Origin of the sequence: Paucibacter sp. TC2R-5 (genome assembly GCF_025717605.1) — a bacterium.
Lineage (GTDB): Bacteria > Pseudomonadota > Gammaproteobacteria > Burkholderiales > Burkholderiaceae_C > Paucibacter_A > Paucibacter_A albus.
The window spans coordinates 255,926-275,523 of the sequence record NZ_JAJIRQ010000003.1; the positions used below are offsets into that span (position 1 = coordinate 255,926).

Below are 19,598 nucleotides of genomic sequence, written 5' to 3' on the forward strand. Positions count from 1 at the left end.
CGGGCTCCGCTTAATTGACGGGTTTGGCGGCTTTGGCCGCATCGACCACCCGCACCAGGTCGCCATCGCTCAAGAAGCCAACCCCGCTGGCGACAACACGCGCACCGGCGTCCAGGCCGCCGGTCAACTCGATGCGATCGCCGACGCGGCGGCCGACCGTGACCTTGCGTTGCTGCACGCGCCCATCGGCCGCCACCTGAAACACATAGGCAAAGCCGTCGCGCAGCTGCAGTGCGGTTTGCGGCAAGCTCAGTGCATTGTTGTGACCCAGCTTGAACTCGCCCCGCGCAAAGCTACCTGCCCTGACAGCCGCGCCGGCCGGCAAATCAACATAGGCCAGGCCCATGCGGGTTTGTGCATCCACCGTGGGCGAGGTGATGCGCAAGCGGCCCGTGATCGCTTGATTGTCCAAGCCCGTCACGGACACCGACATGCCGGGCTTGAGCTGCAGCAGCTCGGTGGCGGGCACTTCGGCGCGCCACTCCAGCCGGTTCTTGCGAATCATGCGGAACAGCTCCTGACCCGGCTGCACGACAGCGCCAAGGGCCGCAGCGCGCGCTGAGATCACACCATCATCGGCTGCCGTGATGCGGGTTTGCGCCAGCCGCAGCTCATCGCTCTTGAGGCGGGCCACGGCGGCTTCATGGCGGGCGGCGGCGGTCAACTCGAGGGTCAGGTATTGCTGCAATTGCTGGCCACTCAAGGCATCGCTGCCGCTGCTTTTGAGCTCGCGCGCCCGGTCGGCGTCAAGCTTGGCTGCACTCAGCTGGGCGCGCGCTTCGCTGGCGGCGGCCCTTGATTGCGCCAACTCGGCCTGCACGGTGTCGACCGACAGCTGCGCCAAGAGTTGGCCGCGCTTGACTACATCACCGACATTGACCGCGACCTCGGCCAAACGCAAGCCGCCGAGCTCGCTGCCGATCAGCACCTCTTGCCAGGCGGCGACGCTACCATTGGCGCTCAAGGTTTGCGCCCAGTTGCTTATCTCGGCGCTGATCAAATTGACCGTCAGCGCTGGGCGGGCCTTGGCTGCGGGCGCCGGGTCGGCGGCCAGCACGGTGCCTTGCAGCGCCACAGCGGCCAACAAAGACAGCCCGCAAATTTGGAATTTATTCATGTGATTGGCCATCATCAAAGGGCTGTGCCGCCAGGGATTGACTGAGACGCTTCGGGCTGCCATCCGCCGCCTGAAGCTTTGTAGAGAGAGAACCAGGCCGCCAAGCGGGCTGCTTGAACCTGCACCAAAGCCGACTGCGCGTTCAAGGTCAGCCGGCGCGCCTGCTCCAACTCGGCCGCACTGGCCAAGCCCGCACGCCAACTGCCGGCGGTCGCCACGGCCGATCGCTGATAGCCATCGGCGCTGCTTTGCGCATAACGCTCGCGCTGCTGGGCAGCATCAAGCCGCACCAGGGCTTCCTCAACCTCGCGTACCGCCAGCAGCACGGCAGCGCGGTAGCCGGCCAGACTTTCGTCAAAGCGCGCTTGCGCCGCATCGGCATTGGCAAGGCGCGAACCGGCATCGAAAATCGGCAAGCTCAGCGAGGGGCCAAAACTCCAGCCATTGCCGTCAATCTTTGGCCCACCGCTGACCTGCAGCGCCGACAGCGAAATCGAGCCGCCCAGCTGCAACTGCGGGTACCGCGCGGCTTCAGCCGCGCCGCGCTCTGACCAAGCGGCCAGCACCTGACGCTGCTGTGCTGCCAAGTCAGGCCGCTGAGCCAAGGTGGCGGCCGGCAATTGCGCGACCTGCAGGCCGGGGCTGCTGGGCAATTTTGCGAACGCCGGGGCCAGCTGAGCGCGCAGCTCAAGCTCGGGCCGCCCGCTCAGGCTGACCAGGGCCTTGACCAGCAAATCACATTCCGCGCGCTGATTCAACCAACGGTTCTGACTGTCGGCCGCAGCGGCCTGCAGCAAAGCATCATTGGCCGTGGACTCAAAGCCAACCTTGAGCTTGTCGCTGGACCATTGGCTCAGCCGCGTCATTGCCTCGACATCGGCGGCGCTGATTTGCGTCAAACGCTCGCAAGCGCGCAGGCTGACATAACTCTGCGCCACCTCGGCCGCCAGGCTGACTCTCGCGGCATGCCATTCCAGCTCACTGGCTTGGGCGCGCGCCTCGGCCGCATCGCGCTGCTGGCGTACGCGTGCAAACAGGTCAATTTCCCAAGCGGCGTCCAGACTGGCCGTGCTCAGCGTCTGCGTGGGCACACCGCTGACCAAGGGCAGGCGCTGGCGCTGCGCGGCCGCGTTCAAATTGACATTCGGCCACTGAGCGCTGCCGGCCTGAGTGGCTTGAGCGCGGGCTTGCTTGATGCGTGCCACCGCTTGCTGCAGCGTGGGATTGGCGGCTTGCGTTTGCTCGATCAACTGCCCCAACAAGGGGTCGTCGAACTGGGACCACCAATCCTGCAGCGCGGTTGCCTGCCCGCCATGCGGCAGTGGTGCCATCCAGGCCGGCGGCGTTTGCTCGGCTTGCTTGAGCGCGTCTTTAGGCGGCGGCGGGGTCGCACAGCCGGCCAGCCCCAAGACCAGCCCCGCGGCGAGGGCCGACACCAGCAATGGCAGGCGCAGCTTCGGTTTCAATACGGGCATGACTCTCATCCTCAGCGGCTCTGACGCAGAGCCTGTTCAGCTTCAATCAGCGCTTGGCCAAAAGTGACCAAGCGATTCAGCGTGCGCTCATACGCGCCGGGGCCATAGACCACGCCCGGCAGCAAGCCTTCCATATCTTGGGCCGAAAGCCAGTAGTCATGGGCCAGCGCAATCAGCGCGAAGGCGAGTTGGTGCAGCTCCGCATCGATGCTGGCTGCACCGCAGCGTTGCCCCAGCATCGCCACCAAGGCGTGATGCTGGGGTGCGATGTGCTCACCGCAGATGTCTGGCCAAGCCGGGCTGGGCGCAATCATTTCGCGGCAGAAGATGCGCGTGCTGTCGCTCAAGCCGGATTCGGCGTCGTACAGCGGGCGCAAAAAAGCGGCATAGAAACTCTGCAACCACTCACGCAAGGGCAAGCTCGCGTCCGCTTCGGGCATGCCGCGCATCACATCGGCGATGGGCTGCACCAAGACTTCGCGGTAAAGGCCTTGTTTGTCACCAAAGTAGTAGGCGATCAGGGCAATATTGGCTTCGGCGGCGGCGGCAATCTCGCGTGTGCTGGCCTTGTCAAAACCCTTGGCGGCAAAGATGCGCCGGGCTTCCGTCAACAAGCGCGCACGCCGGCCGCTGAGTTCTTCTGGCACGGGGGCTGATTTGGGCATTCCCCATCGTAAGCGCAATTAATCAATCGATTGATTAATTAATTCAATCACGGCAGCGCGACCTTTAGCGTGACTTCCGGCATAGCCATGAAAAACACCAAAGGCGCGCCTATTGGCCGCAAGCCCTACGCAGAAGGCAAGCCGGCGGGCGGTACTTGATGATGCATCACGCGCTGCGGGAACGGGATCTCGATACCCAATTCATTCAGCTTTCTAAGCAGGCTGAGATTGACCTCGGAGCGCACCCCGCCCTGGCCGTTTTCGGGATCGGAGATCCAAAAGCTCACCGTCAGCTCCAGGCCGTCAGCGGCAAACTGGGTCAAAAGCACCGAGGGTTCGGGGCTTTTCAGCACGCGCGGAATATGGCGCACCGCATCGGTCAGCTGCGGCAGCAGCAGGTCCAGATCGGTGCCATAAGCCACTTGCACCACGGTGCTGATCAAGACGGTGGGGTCAGCCAACGAGGAGTTTTCGACCCGCTGCGTGATCAGCAACTCATTCGGCACGATGGACTCGCGCCCGTTCAAAGCCCGGATCACCGTGAAGCGGGTCTTGATGTCGGTGATACGACCTTCGAAGTTGTCGACCTTGACCATATCGCCGATGCGCAGCGAGCGCTCGGCCAGGATCACAAAGCCCGACACATAGTTGGAGGCCAGCTTTTGCATGCCCAGGCCAATGCCGACACCCACGGCGCCGCCCATCACGCTCAAGGCCGTCAAGTCCATGCCGGCCGCAGACAATGAGAACAGAATCGCGCTCAGCAAAAGCACGGCTCGGGTGACGTTGGCGGCGATCTTGCGCAGCGATAAATCACCGACCGGGCGGCTCAGCAGGCGCGACTCGATCACCGATGACAACCACAGCGCCAACACGACCGCGATCAAGGCCGTCATCGAGGCCTCCAGCAGATTCGTCACCGAAATCGTGGTGGCGCCCAATTTGAAAGTGATGTCGTTCAACTCGTCGCGCAGCCAGGGCAGCACGCCTATCACCCACAAAATCGAGCCGACCCAGGCCGCCCAAGAAACGGTCTGCTCAATCAGCTCGACCAAAGCGGAGTTGGGCAGCGCAGTCCTGAGCACCTGCACCGTCAGGCGAATGATGAGCAAAGACACCAGCACCGGCACGGCCAGTTTGAACACCGCGTGCGATATGCCCATCAAGGGCAGCCAGGTCTTGGCCGCCAATGCCAGCAGCAGCGCAAGAATGGGAAACAGCACACCGTCCACGATGCGCTGGCCGAAAAACACCGAGGGCCTCAGGTGCGCGATGCGCCGCTGCAGCAAACTCACCACCACCCAGGACAAGCCCAGACAGGCTATCAAAATGGCCAGACCGACCAGGGAATTTGTACTCAGCAGGGCTTCGCCCAAATCGCGCAACTCGGCGAAATCGATTGCTTTACTTGTCATTCAAAACCGTATTTTTCTATCAAACTTGCCCGGGTTCAGCAGCCGAGCTCAATGCTCAGATTCCCGCCAGAACGCGCAGATGCACACCCACGCTGCGGGCCAGCGCGTCTAAGTTGTAGCCCCCCTCCAGGCAAGACACGATGCGACCTTGCGCATGTTTGGCCGCCACATCCTTGATGCGCTGCGTCATCCACTCGTAGTCGGAGTCGACCAGACCGAGCTGCCCCAGGTCGTCCTCGCGGTGCGCGTCGAAGCCGGCCGAGATGAAAATCATCTCGGGCTTGAATGCCTCCAGCGCCGGCATCCACATCGATTCGATCAGCGCGCGGATCTCCGCTCCCTTGGTGTAGGCGGGCACCGGCACATTGACCATGTTCTCACCCTTGGGCACCGCGCCGTTATACGGGTAGAGCGGATGCTGGAAGATGCTCACCATCAGGACCCGGTCATCGCCGGCGATGATGTCCTCGGTGCCATTGCCGTGGTGCACATCAAAGTCAACAATGGCCACGCGCTGCAGCCCACGCACATCCAGCGCATAACGCGCCGCTACGGCAACATTGTTGAAGAAGCAAAAACCCATGCTTTGGTCGCGCGTGGCGTGATGGCCTGGCGGGCGCACGGCGCAAAAAGCGTTCTCGACGCCGCCATTGAGCACCATCTCGGTGGCCTGCACGGCCGCGCCCGCAGCCCGCAGCGTGGCCGCCCAGGTGTGCGGGCAGGCGACGGTGTCGGGGTCCACCGCACGCGACTCGCCGCTGCTTTCGCAGCCTCTGAGCAAATCGCCGATTTCGGCCACATAACCATGGGTGTGAGCGCGCTCCACATCGGCGAGATTGACCTTTTCGGCCTCAACGCGGGTCAGCGCCAAGTCGATGCCGGTAGCCAGCAACCAGTCATCGATCGCCGTCAGGCGCTGCGGGCATTCGGGATGGCCGGCGCCCATATCGTGCCGGCGGCAGTCGGGGTGGCTGAAGAAAGCAGTGGACATAGTTCTATCGTTTTCGCAGGGCCGCCCGCGCAGGCATGCCGCGCGGCCATTCCCCTCTTGTCTCAAGTTCTGGATCTAAGCCATAAGATGGGCCAATGAGTTCACATTCACTTCCCCAAATTTCGGCTCAACTAACAGCTCTACAGCAGCAGGTTAGCACGATCATCAAGGGCAAACGGACTCAGATCGCCGACTGTGTCGCCTGCTTGATCGCCGGCGGCCATCTCTTGATCGAGGATTTGCCCGGCGTTGGCAAAACAACGCTGGCCCATGCTTTGGCGATCTCGATGGGGCTGAAGTTTTCGCGCCTGCAGTTCACTTCCGACTTGATGCCGTCCGACCTGCTCGGCGTCAGCATCTATGAGCGCGATCAGGCCGGCGGTCGGGCCGATTTTGTGTTTCATCCCGGCCCGGTGTTTGCCCAGGTCTTGCTGGCCGACGAGATCAACCGGGCTGGCCCTAAGTCGCAAAGCGCGTTGCTGGAGGCAATGGAAGAAAAGCAAGTCAGCGTAGACGGCGTCAGCCATGCGCTGCCCCAGCCCTTTTTCGTCATCGCTACCCAAAACCCGAGCGAGCAGCTCGGCACCTACCCGCTGCCCGAGTCGCAGCTGGACCGCTTTTTGATGTGCATCTCGCTGGGCTACCCCGACCGCGCCGCCGAGCGCGAGCTGCTCAGCGGGCAAGACAGCCGGGTCGCACTGCGCGCCCTGCGCCCGCTGATGACGGCCGCCGACTTGCTGGTCGCGCAGGAGCTGGTCAGCGCCGTCCACGCCTCCGCTGCGCTGCTGGATTACTTGCAGGCCTTGATTGAAGCGACGCGCTCCGGGCAATGGTTCGCACAGGGTCTGAGCCCGCGCGCGGGCCTGGGCGTCTTGCGCGCCGCCCGCGCCCGCGCCTTGCTCGAGGAGCGCGACTTTGTCTCCCCCGACGATGTGCAGGCCATCCTGCCGCAGACGATTGCGCACCGCCTGAGCCCCAAGGCCGGCAGCGGGCGCGGCGCACGCGAACAGGTGCGGGCCATGATCGAAGCGATACAGCTGCCCTGAGATGAAGCCAGCTGATGGGTCCCGTTTGAGACAGCTTTGGCAAGGCTGGTGGGCGGCACGGCATCCGCTCAGTGACAGCCACCTGATGGGGCAGCGCAATATCTACATCCTGCCCAGCCGCCCCGGCCTGGCTTTTTGCGCCACCCTGGGCCTGCTGCTGCTGGCCTCGATCAACGATCAGCTCAGCCTGGGCTATTTGCTGACCTTTTTATTGACCGGCGCCGGCCTGGCCTCGATGCACAGCACGCATGCCAATCTGCGCGGCCTGAGCCTGGACCTCGCAGCGCCCGAGCCCGTCTTTGCCGGCGATGATGTGCGCCTGAACTTGCGCCTGCACAACAGCGGCGGCGCCCGCTACGGCATTGGTGTGCATGTGCAGGGCGGCCCGCGCAGCGAGATCGCCTGGACCGATGTGCCAGCCCAGGGGCATGCCGTCTTGGGCTTGCGCTTCGCCGCCAAGACTTGCGGCCGGCAGCCGCTGCCGACGCTGCAAATCGTCACCCGCTTCCCGCTGGGCTTGTTTCGTTCCTGGAGTGTGTGGCGGCCGGCCTCGATGGTCTGGATCTATCCGCAGCCGGAGCAGCCCGCGCCGCCCTTCCCCGCTCAGACGGAAGGCGGCTCAGGCCAGGCCCAGTCAAGCAGCGTCTTGCAGCGCGGCCAAGATTTCGAAGGCGTGCGCCAATACCGGCGCGGCGACTCGATGCGCCAGGTGCTGTGGAAAAAAGCCGCGCTGAGTCTGGCCCAGGCCGACTCAGGAGGCTCGCAGCTCTGGGTGCGCGAAACCCATGCGCCGGTCGCGCAAACACTGTGGCTGGATTGGCGTGACTGCGCCGGCCTGAGCGCCGAAGCGCGGGCCTCGCGCCTGTGCGCCTGGCTGCTTGCCGCCGAGCGCGCCCAAGCCCCTTGCGGGCTGCGCCTGCCCGGGGGCGAGTTGCCGCTTGAACTAGCGCCCAATCTGGGGCCCGAACATCTGCGGGCTTGCTTGCAAGCCTTGACGCTGCAAGTCAGCCCAAGCGGAGCACCGCGATGAACGCCGACGGCTCCAGCGGCAAGCAAGGGCGCCTTGATGCTTTTAGGAGTTTTGGGCGTTTTGAGCGTTTGGGCCATCTGAGCCGCGACAGCCGCGACACGCTGTTTCTGCTGGCCACCATCGCCGCCGTGGTCTTGCCGCACAGCGGGCATTTGCCGGCCTGGGCCGCCGCCATCACCGCGCTGATCTTGGCTTGGCGGGGCTTGCTGGCCTGGCGCGGCGCGGCGCTGCCGGGGCGCTGGGTCTTGGTCGCGGTCTTGCTGCTCAGCGCCGGCCTGACCTGGTTGACCCACCGCACGCTCTTGGGCCGCGAGGCCGGCATCACCATGCTGGTGATGTTGATGGCGCTGAAGACGCTGGAGTTACGTGCCAGGCGCGACGCCTTTGTCGTGTTCTTTTTGGGCTTCTTCCTGGTACTGACGCAGTTTTTCTACTCGCAGACCATGCTGACGGCAGCCTGGATGATTCTGAGCGTCTGGGCCTTGCTGAGCGCGCTGGTGCTGGCTCAGATGCCGGTCGGCACGCCCAGCTTGCGGCTGGCCGCCGCCCAAGCCGCGCGCAGCACCCTGCTCGGTCTGCCGGTGATGATTTTCTTGTTTGTGCTGTTTCCCCGCATCGGGCCGCTTTGGGGTATTCCGGCCGACTCGGTCGGGCGCACCGGCTTGTCGAACCAACTGGACTTTGGTGCGATGTCCGAGATTGCCAATGACGACAGCGTGGCGATGCGCCTGCGCTTTGCCGGCCCGCCTCCGCCGCCCTCGGCACGCTATTTTCGTGGCCCGGTACTGGGGCAGTTTGATGGCCGCAGCTGGCGCCAAACCACCATGGCTTGGCCGGGCCAGACCGACGCGCTGCGCGTCAGTGGCACGGCGCTGGACTATGAGCTGACGCTGGAGCCCTTGCGCAGCAGCGTGGTGCCGCTGCTGGAAATGAGCGGCGAGCCCGCCGGCAGCGAACGCCCGCTGGAAGATCTGACCCTGAAGCGCGCGCCCGAGCTGCAGTGGCTAGCGCCCCGGCCCATCACCGAGCGCCTGCGCCTGAACGCGCAGGTCTACCCGCACTTCAGCCATGGCCCGCTGCAGGCCAGCTTGGCGCTGCAAAACTATTCCGATCTGCCACCCGGCTTCAACCCACGCACGCTGCAATGGGCCGCCCAGCTCAGGCGCGAGGCGCGCTTCGCCCGCCTGGATGAAGCGGCGCTGGCCCCGGCGCTGGCAGCGGCCGTGTTGCAGCACATCGCCAGCGCCGACTTCATCTACACCCTGGCGCCGGGACGTTACGGCGAGGTCACGCCGCATCTGATCGATGAGTTCTGGTTCGACCGTCGGCTGGGCTTTTGCGAGCATTTCTCGGCCGCCTTTGTGGTGGTGATGCGGGCCATGGGCGTGCCCGCCCGCATCGTGACCGGCTTTCAAGGCATGGACGCACAGCCGCAGGACGGCTTTTGGATCGTGCGCAACAGCAATGCCCACGCCTGGGCCGAGTACTGGGCGCCGGGCCAGGGCTGGGTGCGCGCCGATCCAACGGCGGCGGTGGCACCCGAGCGGATTCAGATCGGCTTGGCGCTGCGCCCGCCGCCGGGTGTGTTTGCCGGCGCCTTCCAGGGCGCGCTCGGTCAGATCAGCCCGCAACTTTGGCTGTCGCTGCGGCGCGGCTGGGAGGTGCTGGAGAACCGCTGGCAGCAAGGCGTGCTGAACTACTCGCGCCAAAGCCAATTCGACCTGCTCAAGAGCGCTGGCTTTGCGGCTCCCGACTGGACCTTGCTGGGTCAGGTCAGCGCCGGTTTGATCGCGCTGGCGACGCTGCTGGGCACGGTTTGGTCGCATTGGCGTGCCCGGCCGCATGACGAATGGCGCCGCCAGAGCGGCCGCATCCTGCGTGAACTGCGGCGTTGGGGTCTGGACGAAGCCGGCCTGCACCAGGGTCCGCGACGCTGGGCCGAGCTGCTGAGCCAACGTCACGGCGCAGCCGCAGATCAGGCGGCAAGGATGTTGCTAGCCCTGGAAGCCGCACGTTATGGCCGGCGGGCCGAGGGCCGCCAAGCCGATGGGCGTCAAGCCGAGGGCAGGCGGCCCGCCAAGCTGGCCGACAAAATGGCCAAAGCATGGGCAAGGCGGCGCTGGCTGCGCGACTTCCGCGCCGCAGGCCGTATGCTGCGCGGCAAGATTCGCTAATCCACACCGATGTCCAAGTTCAACGCAGTCCTTTTTGTTCTCTGTGCCGCCCTGCTCTCGAACGCGCCCGCTGCCTGGGCCAAAGAAGCACATAAAGAAGCGCATAAGAAAAAACCCAAGCCGACCAAGTCCAGCAAGGTGCTGGACAAGGCGGCCCAGCCCTTCGGTGAACGCGCCGATGTGATGCGCTTTGGCGCCGAGTTAGCGGCCGAGCAAGGCTGGGACGCGCCGGCCCTGCAAGCGTTGTTGGCGCAGGCCAAGAGCGTGCCCGCCGTGCAGCGGCTGATCATGCCCGGCCCACCCGGCAGCGCGAAAGATTGGGGTGCTTACCGGGCGCGCTTTGTCGAACCGCGTCGCTTGCAGGCGGGCCTGGCGTTCTGGGAGCAAAACGCCGCCGCCCTGGCGCGCGCGCAAGAGCAGTACGGCGTGCCGGCCGAGCTGATCGTCGGCCTGATCGGCGTGGAGACCTTTTACGGCCAGATCACCGGCGGCTTTCGCGTCATCGACGCTTTGAGCACGCTGAGCTTTGACTTCCCCAGCGGGCGCAGCGACCGCAGTGCATTTTTCCGCAGCGAGTTGGTCGAGTTCCTCAAGCTCACCCGCCGCGAAGGGCTGGACCCGCTGAGCGTCAAAGGCAGTTTTGCCGGCGCCATGGGCTGGCCGCAGTTCATGCCCAGCAGCTGGAACAAGCATGCGGTCGATTTCGACGGCGATGGTCACATCGATCTGATGCAAAGCCCGGCTGATGCGATCGGCAGCGTGGCGCATTACCTGGCCAATTTCGGCTGGCAGCGCGGCATGCCGACCCATTACAGCGTCGCCCTGCCGGTAGAGACCTCGGCGCGCGCCAAGCTCTTGGCGCCCGACATCTTGCCCAGCTTCAGCAGCGCGCAATTGCAGGCGCTCGGCGCCCAGCCCTCCGAGGCTGCGCTAGCGCACAGCGGGCCACTGGCCGTGGTCGAGCTGCAAATGGGCGCGGCCGCGCCGGTGTATTGGCTGGGCAGCGAAAACTTCTATGCGCTGACGCGCTACAACTGGTCGAGCTATTACGCGATGGCCGTGATCGAGATGGGGCAGGCACTGCGCTTACTGCGGCAGGCCCGCTGAGTCTGGCAATTCGGTCGGCGCGCCCATGGGCTCCAACGGCGATTCATGAGACGAATCCACAGGTGGCTCAAGCAGCCGCGGCCACGGACCTTGCAGCTGCGCCTGTGCCTCGGGCTGCCAATGCCAGTAACGCCTGAATTGCTCGCGCTGACATTGCCCGCCCTTCACTCCATCCGGGCCGCTGCGCCAGCGCCAGGCGCCGCATGCGGCCGAGCTCACGATCTCGATATCGCGGGCCTGGTAGCGCGCCAACACGGCCGGCGCCGGGTGGCCAAAACGGTTGCGATAGCCGGCCTGCACCAAGGCCCAGCGCGGCGCCACCGCGTCCAAGAACGCCTCGGTGGAGGAGGTTTTGCTGCCATGGTGGGGCACCAGCAAGACCTCGCTGCGCAGGCCGCCGGCCGGTGTGCGCAGCATCAAAGCCAGCTCCTGCGGCGCTTCCAAATCACCCGTCAGCAGCGCGCTGTGGCCCGAGGCCGAAGTCACCCTCAAAACGCAGGACATGGCATTGCTTTTGAGCGTCAGCTGATAGTCCGCGTCCACCGGGTGCAAGACCTCGAAGCGCACACCGTCCCACACCCAGCTTTGGCCGGCCGCACAGCGCCGGGCCGCCACGCTGCCCGCCAGCAAGGGATGCGCGGCTTCGAGCGAGCTGCTCAGCGCTGCCACCGGCATGCCGGCCAGCAACGAGCCGGCGCCGCCGGTATGGTCGCTGTCGCGGTGGCTGAGCATCAAGAGGTCCAGGCGGCTCACGCCCGAGGCCAGCAGCAGCGGCAAGAGCACGCGCTGCCCGGCATCCGCGTCGGGCCCATAGGCCGGGCCACTGTCATAGAGCAGCTGATGCTCGGCGGTCAGCAAGAGCACGGCCGTGCCCTGGCCGATATCGGCCGCCAAGAGCTCGAACTCACCCACCGGCGGGCGCGCGGGCGCCGGCCACAACATCGGCGCCAGCATAGCCAGCCCCATAGCCCGCAGGCGCAGCGGCAGCGGCAAGACCAGCAGCACGCCGCCCAGAAGCCCCAGTGCCTGCGCCCAGGCCGGCGCCACCGGCAGCATCCAGACGGCGAAGGGCCAGCTTGCCAAGCCGTGCAAGTAAGCCATTAACAACTGGACCGCCCATTCGGCCAAGCGCCAAGCCACGGGCAGCAAGGCGCCCAGCAGGGCCAAGGGCGTGATGACGAAACTCACCAAGGGAATGGCCAGCACATTGGCCAGCAGACCGACCAAGGAGATTTGTTGAAAAAACAGCAAGCTCAGGGGGGCCAAACCGCAGGTGGCTACCCATTGATTACGCAGGCCGGCGCGCAGATGCGCGCGCCAGCCCTGCACGGGTGCTTGCTCCGCCCCACCGGCCATCAGCAGGCCCACGGCCACAAAAGACAGCCAAAAGCCCGCCTGGCCGACGGCCCAGGGGTCGATCAGCGTGACCACCCAGGCCGAGATCAACAGACACAACGGCCAAGGCCAGCGCAGGCTCAGGCTGCGCAGCAGCGCCAGCGTGATCAGCATCCAGACCGTGCGCTGCGCCGGTACACCCCAGCCCGAGAACAGCGCATAGGCCAGCGCCGCCGCCACGCCGCCCCAGCGGGCGACATTCGGCGCCGGCCAACGCAGGCACAGCCCAGCACTGCGCCGCCACAGCCAGCCCAGCAGGCCCTGCATGCCCCAGGCAAACATGGTCACATGCAGGCCGCTGACGCTGAGCAAGTGACTGACACCGGTGAGCCGGAACAGCGCCCAGTCGCGCTTGGAGATGGCCGCCTGATCGCCCAAGCTCAAAGCCGCCAGAATGCCCGCATGGGCGGGCTCATGCACGCGCCGCTGCAAGGCCTCGCGCAGGTCCGAGCGCAGCGCGTCCAGCGACCACCAAGGTGCTGCAGCCAGCCGCAGGCCGCCGCCGGGCCGCACCACGCCGCTGGCCCGCAAGTCTTGCTCGAACATCCAGAATTCAAAGTCGAATGCATGCGGGTTCATCAGCCCATGCGGGCGCTTCAAGCGCAGCAGCAATTGCCAGCGCTCGCCGGCCCGCAGCGCTGGCGGCGCCGCATCCTCGCTGGCCGCATACCAGGCCAGCGCCAAGCGCGGCGGCAGCGTCAACGGCGGGTCTTTCACGCTGGCCCCGGCAAAAGCCTGCTCCGGCTCAAAGGCAAAGCGCCAACCGGGTGCTCCGAACATGCCCTGCGTGGCGCTGGGTAAATTGCTGACGCGGCCCTGCACCAGCACGTCGCGCCCCTCCCAGGCCTCGGGCAAAAGCTCGCCCAAGCGCAGCTCGGCCCGCCATGCGGCTTGGGCAAAGGCCAACAATGCGGCAGCCAAGGTGACGCACAGGGAAGCCCAGGTCACGGTACTTAGCCCAGCAATGGATTCGCCGCCGACCACGCGCACGCTGCGCAAAGCCAAGCCCGCTGCAAACACCATCGCCAGCAACAAGGCGGCGTATTCACCCGCGCTGGGCAGGCGGGCCGATTGCTGCAACAAGCAAAGGCCCAACAGCCAGCCCATGGCCGGGAGGGCCAGATGGAAGGACTCAGAATGGGGTGCCGGATGGGGCATGTCGGATCGCCTTGCTCACGGGCCAGCGCGCGCGAGGCGCTTGGCTCGGTGTAGGATGCGCGCCACCTGATCCTAGCGATAGGCTGGCCGCAATACCAGTGCGCCAGCCCAGCAAGACCCACCAAGCAACACCAAGCAAATACAGCGAGCCCACCATGACTACCAGCCCCATCTATAGCAAGCTTGCGACCCTGGGTATCACGCTGCCACCCCTGGCGGTGCCGGCTGCAGCCTATGTGCCCTTTGTGCGAACCGGCAATCTGATCTTCATCTCCGGCCATCTGGCCAAGCAAGACGGCAAAGTCTGGGTCGGCCAACTCGGCCGTGATGTGGACACCGCCACCGGCAAAGCCGCCGCGCGCGCCATCGCCATCGACCTGATGGGCACCTTGCACGCCGCTGTCGGCGACTTGAGCCGCATCACCCGCATCGTCAAGGTGATGAGCTTGGTCAACAGCACGCCGGACTTCACCGAACAGCATCTGGTCACCAATGGCTGCTCTGAACTGTTGGCCGAGGTCTTCGGGCCGCAGGTCGGCGCCCATGCCCGCAGCGCTTTCGGTGTTGCACAAATCCCGATGGGCGCATGCGTTGAGATTGAGCTGATCGCTGAAGTGGCGGCCGACTGATGTTTCTGCAGCGCTCCAAGTTCCCGGCCCAGGCGCTCGCCGCCATCTTCTTCGCCAGTCTCGCCGCCGTTGCCGCCGCCTTGGTGGCCCAACACGCCTTCGGGGTCAAGCCTTGCCCCTGGTGCGTGATGCAGCGCGGCGTCTTCTTGTTGATCGCCTTGGTGGCAGGCCTGACCTGGCTGCTCAAAGGCATGCGCCCGGTGCGCAGCGCCGGCCTGCTCTTGACCGCTGTGCTGGGTGCGGCGGGCGTCGCGGCGGCGGTGTTTCAGCATGAAGTCGCCTCCAAGCTGGCATCTTGCGATATGACTTTTGCCGATAGGCTGCTGAGCGCGCTTGATCTGGAAAACCTGCTGCCCTCGGTCTTCATGGTGACGGCCTCGTGCAGCGAAGCGGCTGCCTACCGCTTGTTGGGCCTGCCCTACGAAATCTGGAGCGGCCTGCTGTTTGCGGCCATCAGCTTGGTCTGCTTGATCTCGCTGAAGAAGCGCTGACCCAGGTCAAAGCCTGCCGCCCGGTGGCCGGCTACGCTCGCGGCTTCCCGAATGAGGCTACCCGCATGCAAGCGACCCGCACACCCCAAGACGATCACGCCCCCACATCCGCCCAGGTCTTGATCGTCGGCGCCGGCCCGGCCGGCCTGAGCATGGCTTGCGCGCTGGCCGATGCAGGCATCTCCAGCTGCGTGCTGGAAGCCAGCAGCTTGGCCGCCCTGCAGGACCCGGCCGAGGATGGCCGCGAAATAGCCCTGACGCACAAGGGTATCGCCATCCTGCAAGGCCTGGGCCAATGGCAAGACTTGCCGGCGGCCGAGATCGCGCCGCTGCGCCGCGCCCATGTTTTTGATGGCGACGGTCTGGGCGACCCACTCGCCTTTGACGCCCAAGGTTCCGACCGCGAGGTCTTGGGGCAGTTGGTGTCCAACCATTGGCTGAGGCGTGTGGCCTATCAGGGTGCTTTGAAGCGTGCAGCGCTGATAAGCATTCGCGCCGACAGCCGGGTCGCCGGCATTGAGCTAGGTGCGCAAGCCGCAAGCGTCAGCCTGGCCAGCGGTGAGCGCTTGACGGCCCAGTTGCTGATTGCCGCTGACAGCCGCTTCTCCAACATCCGCCGCCAAGCCGGCATCGGCGTGGAGATGCGCGACTTCGGCCGCAGCGTGATCGTTTGCCGCATCCAACACAGCCAGCCCAACCAAGGCATTGCGCTGGAGTGTTTTCACTACGGCCACACGCTGGCCATACTGCCGCTCAATGGTGATTGCAGCTCGCTGGTGCTGACGCTGCCGGCCGATCGCGCAACGGCCATGATGGCCTGGGACGAGACGCAGTTCATGCATTGGGTGAGCACCGAACTGCGAGGCCGCCTGGGCGAAATCGAGCCGGTCGGCGCCCGACACCTCTACCCTCTGGTCGCCACCTACGCGCACCGCTTTGCCGCCCAGCGCCTGGCCTTGGTCGGCGACGCGGCAGTCGGCATGCACCCGGTCACGGCCCACGGCTATAACTTCGGCTTGTATGGGGTGGAGCTGCTGGCGGGCCTGCTGGGCGCGGCCAAGAAAGCCGGGCAAGATCTGGGCGCAGCCGCCACTTTAGAGCGTTACGCCAGCGCACACAGGCGCAACACCTGGGCGATCTATCAAGGCACCAATGCGGTCGTGAAGCTCTTTACCGACGAACGCCCTGCCGCGCGGCTGCTGCGCCGCAGCGTGCTGCAAATGGCCCAACATCTGCCGCCGCTGAAGGCAGCGATCAGCGCCCAGCTGACCGGCCGCCGGCCGGGGCTTTTGGGCCAGTTTCAAAGCTTGATGCGGGGCTGATCATTCGCCGCGCACCACGCCCTCACGGCGTGGGTCGGCACCGCCCAGCCAGCCGCCGCCGGCCGCTGCTGGCCGGCGCATGATGGCTTGCAAGCCACTCGTCAGGTCTCGCTCCAACACCTCGTGGCCGAGGGCGCGCAGGCCGGCCGCCGTGCTGGCCGGGAACAAGTCGCTCTCCAGCAGCGTGGGGCCATTGAAGGCGCCGAAATTGGGCAGCGCAATCGCCTGCTGCACATCCAGGCCCCAGTCATGGGTGGCGACCAAGGTCTTGGCGACGTAGTGAATGATGGCGGCGCCGCCAGGCGATCCCAAGGTCATGGCCAAGCGGCCATCCCGACGGTCAAAAACCAAGGTCGGCGCCATGCTGGAGCGCGGCCGCTTGCCCGGCTCCAGGCGGTTGGCCACCGGCTGCCCGCTAGCGTCGCGCGGGTTGAGGGCGAAATCGGTCAACTGGTTGTTGAGCAAGAATCCACCCCGCAGCCCGGTGCCGCCGTCGCTCATGATGCGGGCACCAAAAACCGTCTCAATCGTGGTCGTCATCGACACCGCGCGCCCCTCGGCATCGATCACGCTGATGTGGCTGGTGCCATGCTCGGGCTGCGCGCCTTGCGGGGCATAGGCCGTCTTGAGCTGGCCGGGCTGACCGGCCTTGGCCACGCCGCTGCTGCGCGGGCCGATCAGCAGCGCGCGCTGACGCAGGTAGTCGGGCGCCAACAAGCTGGCCCAGTCGCCTGCGGGTGCGGCGACAAAATCGGGGTCGGCCACATACTGCGCGCGGTCGGCAAAAGCCAAATTGGCAGCTTGCGCGTAAAGGTTGAGCCAAGCGGCATTGGGCAGGCCGCTGGCGTCCAGCGCCTGGGCCGCGTTTTGCTGCGCCGTCATCCCAAGCATCTGCATCACCGCGATATGCCCGGAGGAAGGCGGCGGGAAGCCGCAAACGCGCCAGTATTCACGCCAATCGGTGCAGATCGGTTCGCGCAGCTTAGGGCTGTAGCCGGCCATATCGGCCTCGCTCAACAGCCCCGGGTTGCTGGCATGGCCGCGCACGCGGCGCACGATGTCGGCAGCGACCGGGCCGCGCACAAAAGCTTCGGAGCCCCCCTTGGCCACCATCCGCAAGACCTCAGCCAACGCGGGATTGCGCAGCAGCGTGCCCACAGGCAGCGGCGCGCCCTTCGCGTCGAAAAAATAGGCCAAGGCCTGCGGGTCGGTCTTGATCTGCGGGTCCATCACCAGCATCTGATGCATGCGCGCGCTCAGCTCAAAGCCGTTTTCGCTCAGCCGAATCGCCGGCTCAAACAGCCGCGCCCAGGGCAGCGCACCGTACTTGCGATGCGCCTGCTCCAGCATGCGCATGAGGCCCGGCGTGCCCACCGAGCGGCCGCCGACCACCGCCTGGGTGTAGCTCATCGGCTTGCCATCGGGCTTGAGAAACAGGCCCTCACCGGCGGCGGCCGGCGCGGTCTCGCGCCCGTCAATCGCAGTCACTTGCTGGCCGTCCCAATGCATCAAAAACGCGCCGCCGGCAATGCCGCTGGACTGCGGCTCGACCAGGGTGAGCACCAGTTGCACGGCGATCGCGGCATCCAGCGCGCTGCCGCCGGCCCGCAGCATCTCGTAGCCCGCATCTGCGGCGAGCGGATTGGCGGCCGCCACCGCAAAGCGCTGCATGCCCCAAGCCGGCTTGTGCGTCCAGCCGCTGGGGCCTTCGGGTTGCTGGGGGATGGCGGCCGCGTGACTGACATCTTTTGCCGGGTTCGCAAAAGGCTGCGGCGCTGAAGCGCAAGCGGCCAGCAGCAAGGCAAGCGAAGCGGGCAAGAGCCTTGGCCCTAAGTCGAGTGAAAAAAAGGTTTTCATCAGTAATTTGAAACGCTGCTAATGCGCCTGCGCATGGTAGTCCGCTCACCATGCCCGAGAACTAAGAACTTGTCCATGCGCAACCGGCCTCAAACCCGCAGCCCAAAGCGACTGCGGTATTCACGCGGCGTCAGCTGGGCCCAGCGTTTGAAAACCTTGCTGAAGGTCGATACATCCTCGTAGCCGCAGCGCAGCGTGATGTCTTGCAGGGATAGTGCTGTGGCCTCCAGCAAGCCGCGCGCACGCTCTACCCGCAACTGCTGCACATACTGAATCGGCGTGCAGCCCTGTACCGCGTGGAAGCGGCGCAAAAGCGTGCGTGGGCTGGTGTTGCAGTGAGCGGCCAGCTCGGGCAGCGTCCAGCTCTCGGCCAGGCGCTTGCTAAGCCAGCTGCGTGCGCGCTCGATCAAGACATGACCCTCGCCAGCCATCATCGCGCGGGCGACGTACGGCGCTTGCGACGCGCGCTGCGCGTCCATCACCAGCACACGGGCCGTTTGCTGGCGCAAATCAATGCCGCCAAAGTGGCCAATCAGATGCAAGCTGAGGTCGAAGTAAGAGGTTACGCCGCCGGACGTGAGCAGGCCACCGTCCTGCACCAAGAGCTGATCGGCCACCAGCTCGACCCCTGGGAAGCGGCTGCGGAAGTACGGGCTCAACCACCAGCTGGTGGTGGCACGGTGGCCGTCCAGCAGGCCGGCAGCGGCGGCTAAAAAGGTGCCGGAGCAAGCAGCAGCAATCCATGGCAGCTCCGGACCCACCTCGCGCAGCGCCTGCAACTCCGCGCCGCAGTCCGCCAAAACCGTCTCCAGCTCGGCGACCGTTGCGTGATAGATGCCGGGCAGCAGCAAGACGTCGGGGAGGCTGCCTTGCAATACAGGCTGGCAAGCAAAACTGAGCCCACCGACGCTGAGCAGCGGCTCGCTGCGCGCCGTCAGCCAGTCCAGCTCAAAGCGCAGCCGCTGGCGGGCCGGCTGCAGCTCGGCCAGGGTATTGGCGATGCGAAACACATCGGCCGCCCCCACCGCTGCACTGGGCAAGCAGCCCGGATAAACCAGGATGCCAACGCGAATCACCCGGGCAGCGGCCATGCTTTGTCCAAAAATGCCATAGAAACGTCATTTTAGCCACTACCGCACTTTGCCAGCCGGGCCGACACTGCAGCTTGCAAACTCTGAAAGCACACGGCATGAACCCGACCGATCTGACTTCACTCAGCCCCTCACTGGCGACCCTGCCCGCCCTGCCCGCCCTCGTTGCGGCCTTGGTGGCCTTGTTTGCCAAGACCACACTGACCAGCGTTTTGCAGGTGCTGGCCCGTCTGCGCGCCGGTGTGTTTCCAATTCCCGAGGACGCCCGCCTGCTGCGCAAGAAACAGGCCGACGCCGAGGCGCCCTTTGTGCGCCGCTGCGCCAATGTCTGGCGCAATGACACCGAGAACCTGCCGCTCTTTTTTGCTTTGGCAGTTGCCTATGTGCTTTTAGGAGCTTCGGCCGAGGCCGCCCGCTTGCTGTTCGGCAGCTATGTGCTGCTGCGCTACGCCCACAGCGCTGTTTTCTTGCTGGGCCTGCAGCCTTGGCGCGCCTTGCTGTACCTGAGCGGCATGGCAGTGTGCTGGGTGATTGCGTGGAAGTCGCTGCTGTTGGCAGGCTTGATGGGCTGAATATCCCAGAGAAGGTTCGCGAAGTGACGGCTCAGGCTCAGGCTCAAGCTCAGACTCTGAGGC

General features: G+C 65.6%; 16 protein-coding genes. 8 read left to right on the plus strand and 8 right to left on the minus strand.

The window, feature by feature from the left end; all coding sequences use genetic code 11:
* Positions 1 to 10: 10 nt before the first annotated feature.
* From LNV08_RS08135 to LNV08_RS08155, 5 genes are all read right to left on the minus strand, one after another.
* Positions 11 to 1,117, minus strand: coding sequence for an efflux RND transporter periplasmic adaptor subunit (locus LNV08_RS08135; protein ID WP_263533195.1), 1,107 nt, complete (start codon positions 1,115 to 1,117; stop codon positions 11 to 13).
* Positions 1,118 to 1,131: 14 nt separating this feature from the next.
* Positions 1,132 to 2,592, minus strand: a complete 1,461-nt coding sequence (locus tag LNV08_RS08140; protein WP_263533196.1) for an efflux transporter outer membrane subunit — start codon at positions 2,590 to 2,592, stop codon at positions 1,132 to 1,134.
* Between the two features lie 11 nt (positions 2,593 to 2,603).
* On the minus strand, positions 2,604 to 3,257 hold the full coding sequence (locus tag LNV08_RS08145) for a CerR family C-terminal domain-containing protein (protein ID WP_263533197.1): 654 nt from the start codon (positions 3,255 to 3,257) through the stop codon (positions 2,604 to 2,606).
* Between the two features lie 125 nt (positions 3,258 to 3,382).
* Positions 3,383 to 4,672, minus strand: coding sequence for a mechanosensitive ion channel family protein (locus LNV08_RS08150; RefSeq protein WP_263533198.1), 1,290 nt, complete (start codon positions 4,670 to 4,672; stop codon positions 3,383 to 3,385).
* Between the two features lie 55 nt (positions 4,673 to 4,727).
* Entirely contained in the window at positions 4,728 to 5,663 is a 936-nt protein-coding gene (locus tag LNV08_RS08155) for a histone deacetylase family protein (protein ID WP_263533199.1), read from the minus strand.
* Between the two features lie 95 nt (positions 5,664 to 5,758).
* On the opposite strand from LNV08_RS08155, the gene LNV08_RS08160 reads away from it, so the two are divergent.
* Genes LNV08_RS08160 through mltB form a run of 4 tightly spaced genes read left to right on the plus strand, consistent with a single transcriptional unit; the run spans position 5,759 to position 11,020 of the window.
* Positions 5,759 to 6,709: an AAA family ATPase gene (locus LNV08_RS08160; protein ID WP_263533200.1), complete on the plus strand. Its 951-nt coding sequence runs from the start codon at positions 5,759 to 5,761 to the stop codon at positions 6,707 to 6,709.
* A 25-nt stretch (positions 6,710 to 6,734) separates the two neighbouring features.
* Positions 6,735 to 7,739, plus strand: coding sequence for a DUF58 domain-containing protein (locus LNV08_RS08165; protein ID WP_263533201.1), 1,005 nt, complete (start codon positions 6,735 to 6,737; stop codon positions 7,737 to 7,739).
* The gene (locus tag LNV08_RS08170) at positions 7,736 to 9,913 is read left to right on the plus strand and encodes a DUF3488 and transglutaminase-like domain-containing protein (protein WP_263533202.1); all 2,178 of its coding nucleotides are present in this window, start codon (positions 7,736 to 7,738) and stop codon (positions 9,911 to 9,913) included. The genes LNV08_RS08165 and LNV08_RS08170 overlap by 4 nt, the downstream gene beginning before the upstream one ends.
* 9 nt (positions 9,914 to 9,922) lie before the next feature.
* Positions 9,923 to 11,020, plus strand: a complete 1,098-nt coding sequence (mltB, locus tag LNV08_RS08175) for a lytic murein transglycosylase B (protein WP_263533203.1) — start codon at positions 9,923 to 9,925, stop codon at positions 11,018 to 11,020.
* On the opposite strand, the gene LNV08_RS08180 is transcribed toward mltB, so the two are convergent.
* A complete protein-coding gene (locus LNV08_RS08180) occupies positions 11,000 to 13,573 on the minus strand; it encodes a DNA internalization-related competence protein ComEC/Rec2 (protein ID WP_263533204.1) in 2,574 nt (857 codons plus the stop codon). The genes mltB and LNV08_RS08180 overlap by 21 nt on opposite strands.
* 155 nt (positions 13,574 to 13,728) lie before the next feature.
* On the opposite strand from LNV08_RS08180, the gene LNV08_RS08185 reads away from it, so the two are divergent.
* The 3 genes from LNV08_RS08185 (at position 13,729) to ubiM (ending at position 16,015) form a co-directional block, all read left to right on the plus strand.
* Positions 13,729 to 14,202 (plus strand): RidA family protein, encoded by a 474-nt coding sequence (locus tag LNV08_RS08185; RefSeq protein WP_263533205.1) that lies wholly within the window; start codon positions 13,729 to 13,731, stop codon positions 14,200 to 14,202.
* Complete coding sequence (locus LNV08_RS08190) at positions 14,202 to 14,693, plus strand: disulfide bond formation protein B (protein ID WP_263533206.1); 492 nt, start codon at positions 14,202 to 14,204, stop codon at positions 14,691 to 14,693. Before LNV08_RS08185 ends, LNV08_RS08190 begins: the two co-directional genes overlap by 1 nt.
* A gap of 65 nt (positions 14,694 to 14,758) precedes the next feature.
* On the plus strand, positions 14,759 to 16,015 hold the full coding sequence (gene ubiM, locus LNV08_RS08195; protein WP_263533207.1) for a 5-demethoxyubiquinol-8 5-hydroxylase UbiM: 1,257 nt from the start codon (positions 14,759 to 14,761) through the stop codon (positions 16,013 to 16,015).
* Here the strand turns inward: ubiM and LNV08_RS08200 are convergent, their stop codons facing one another.
* The gene (locus LNV08_RS08200) at positions 16,016 to 17,872 is read right to left on the minus strand and encodes a gamma-glutamyltransferase family protein (protein WP_263533208.1); all 1,857 of its coding nucleotides are present in this window, start codon (positions 17,870 to 17,872) and stop codon (positions 16,016 to 16,018) included. It lies immediately after the preceding gene.
* Between the two features lie 89 nt (positions 17,873 to 17,961).
* Entirely contained in the window at positions 17,962 to 18,963 is a 1,002-nt protein-coding gene (locus tag LNV08_RS08205) for a GlxA family transcriptional regulator (RefSeq protein WP_263533209.1), read from the minus strand.
* A 98-nt stretch (positions 18,964 to 19,061) separates the two neighbouring features.
* On the opposite strand from LNV08_RS08205, the gene LNV08_RS08210 reads away from it, so the two are divergent.
* Positions 19,062 to 19,535 carry an MAPEG family protein gene (locus LNV08_RS08210; protein WP_263533210.1) on the plus strand — a complete coding sequence of 158 codons (474 nt, stop codon included), beginning with the start codon at positions 19,062 to 19,064 and terminating at the stop codon, positions 19,533 to 19,535.
* The last annotated feature ends 63 nt before the right edge of the window (positions 19,536 to 19,598 follow it).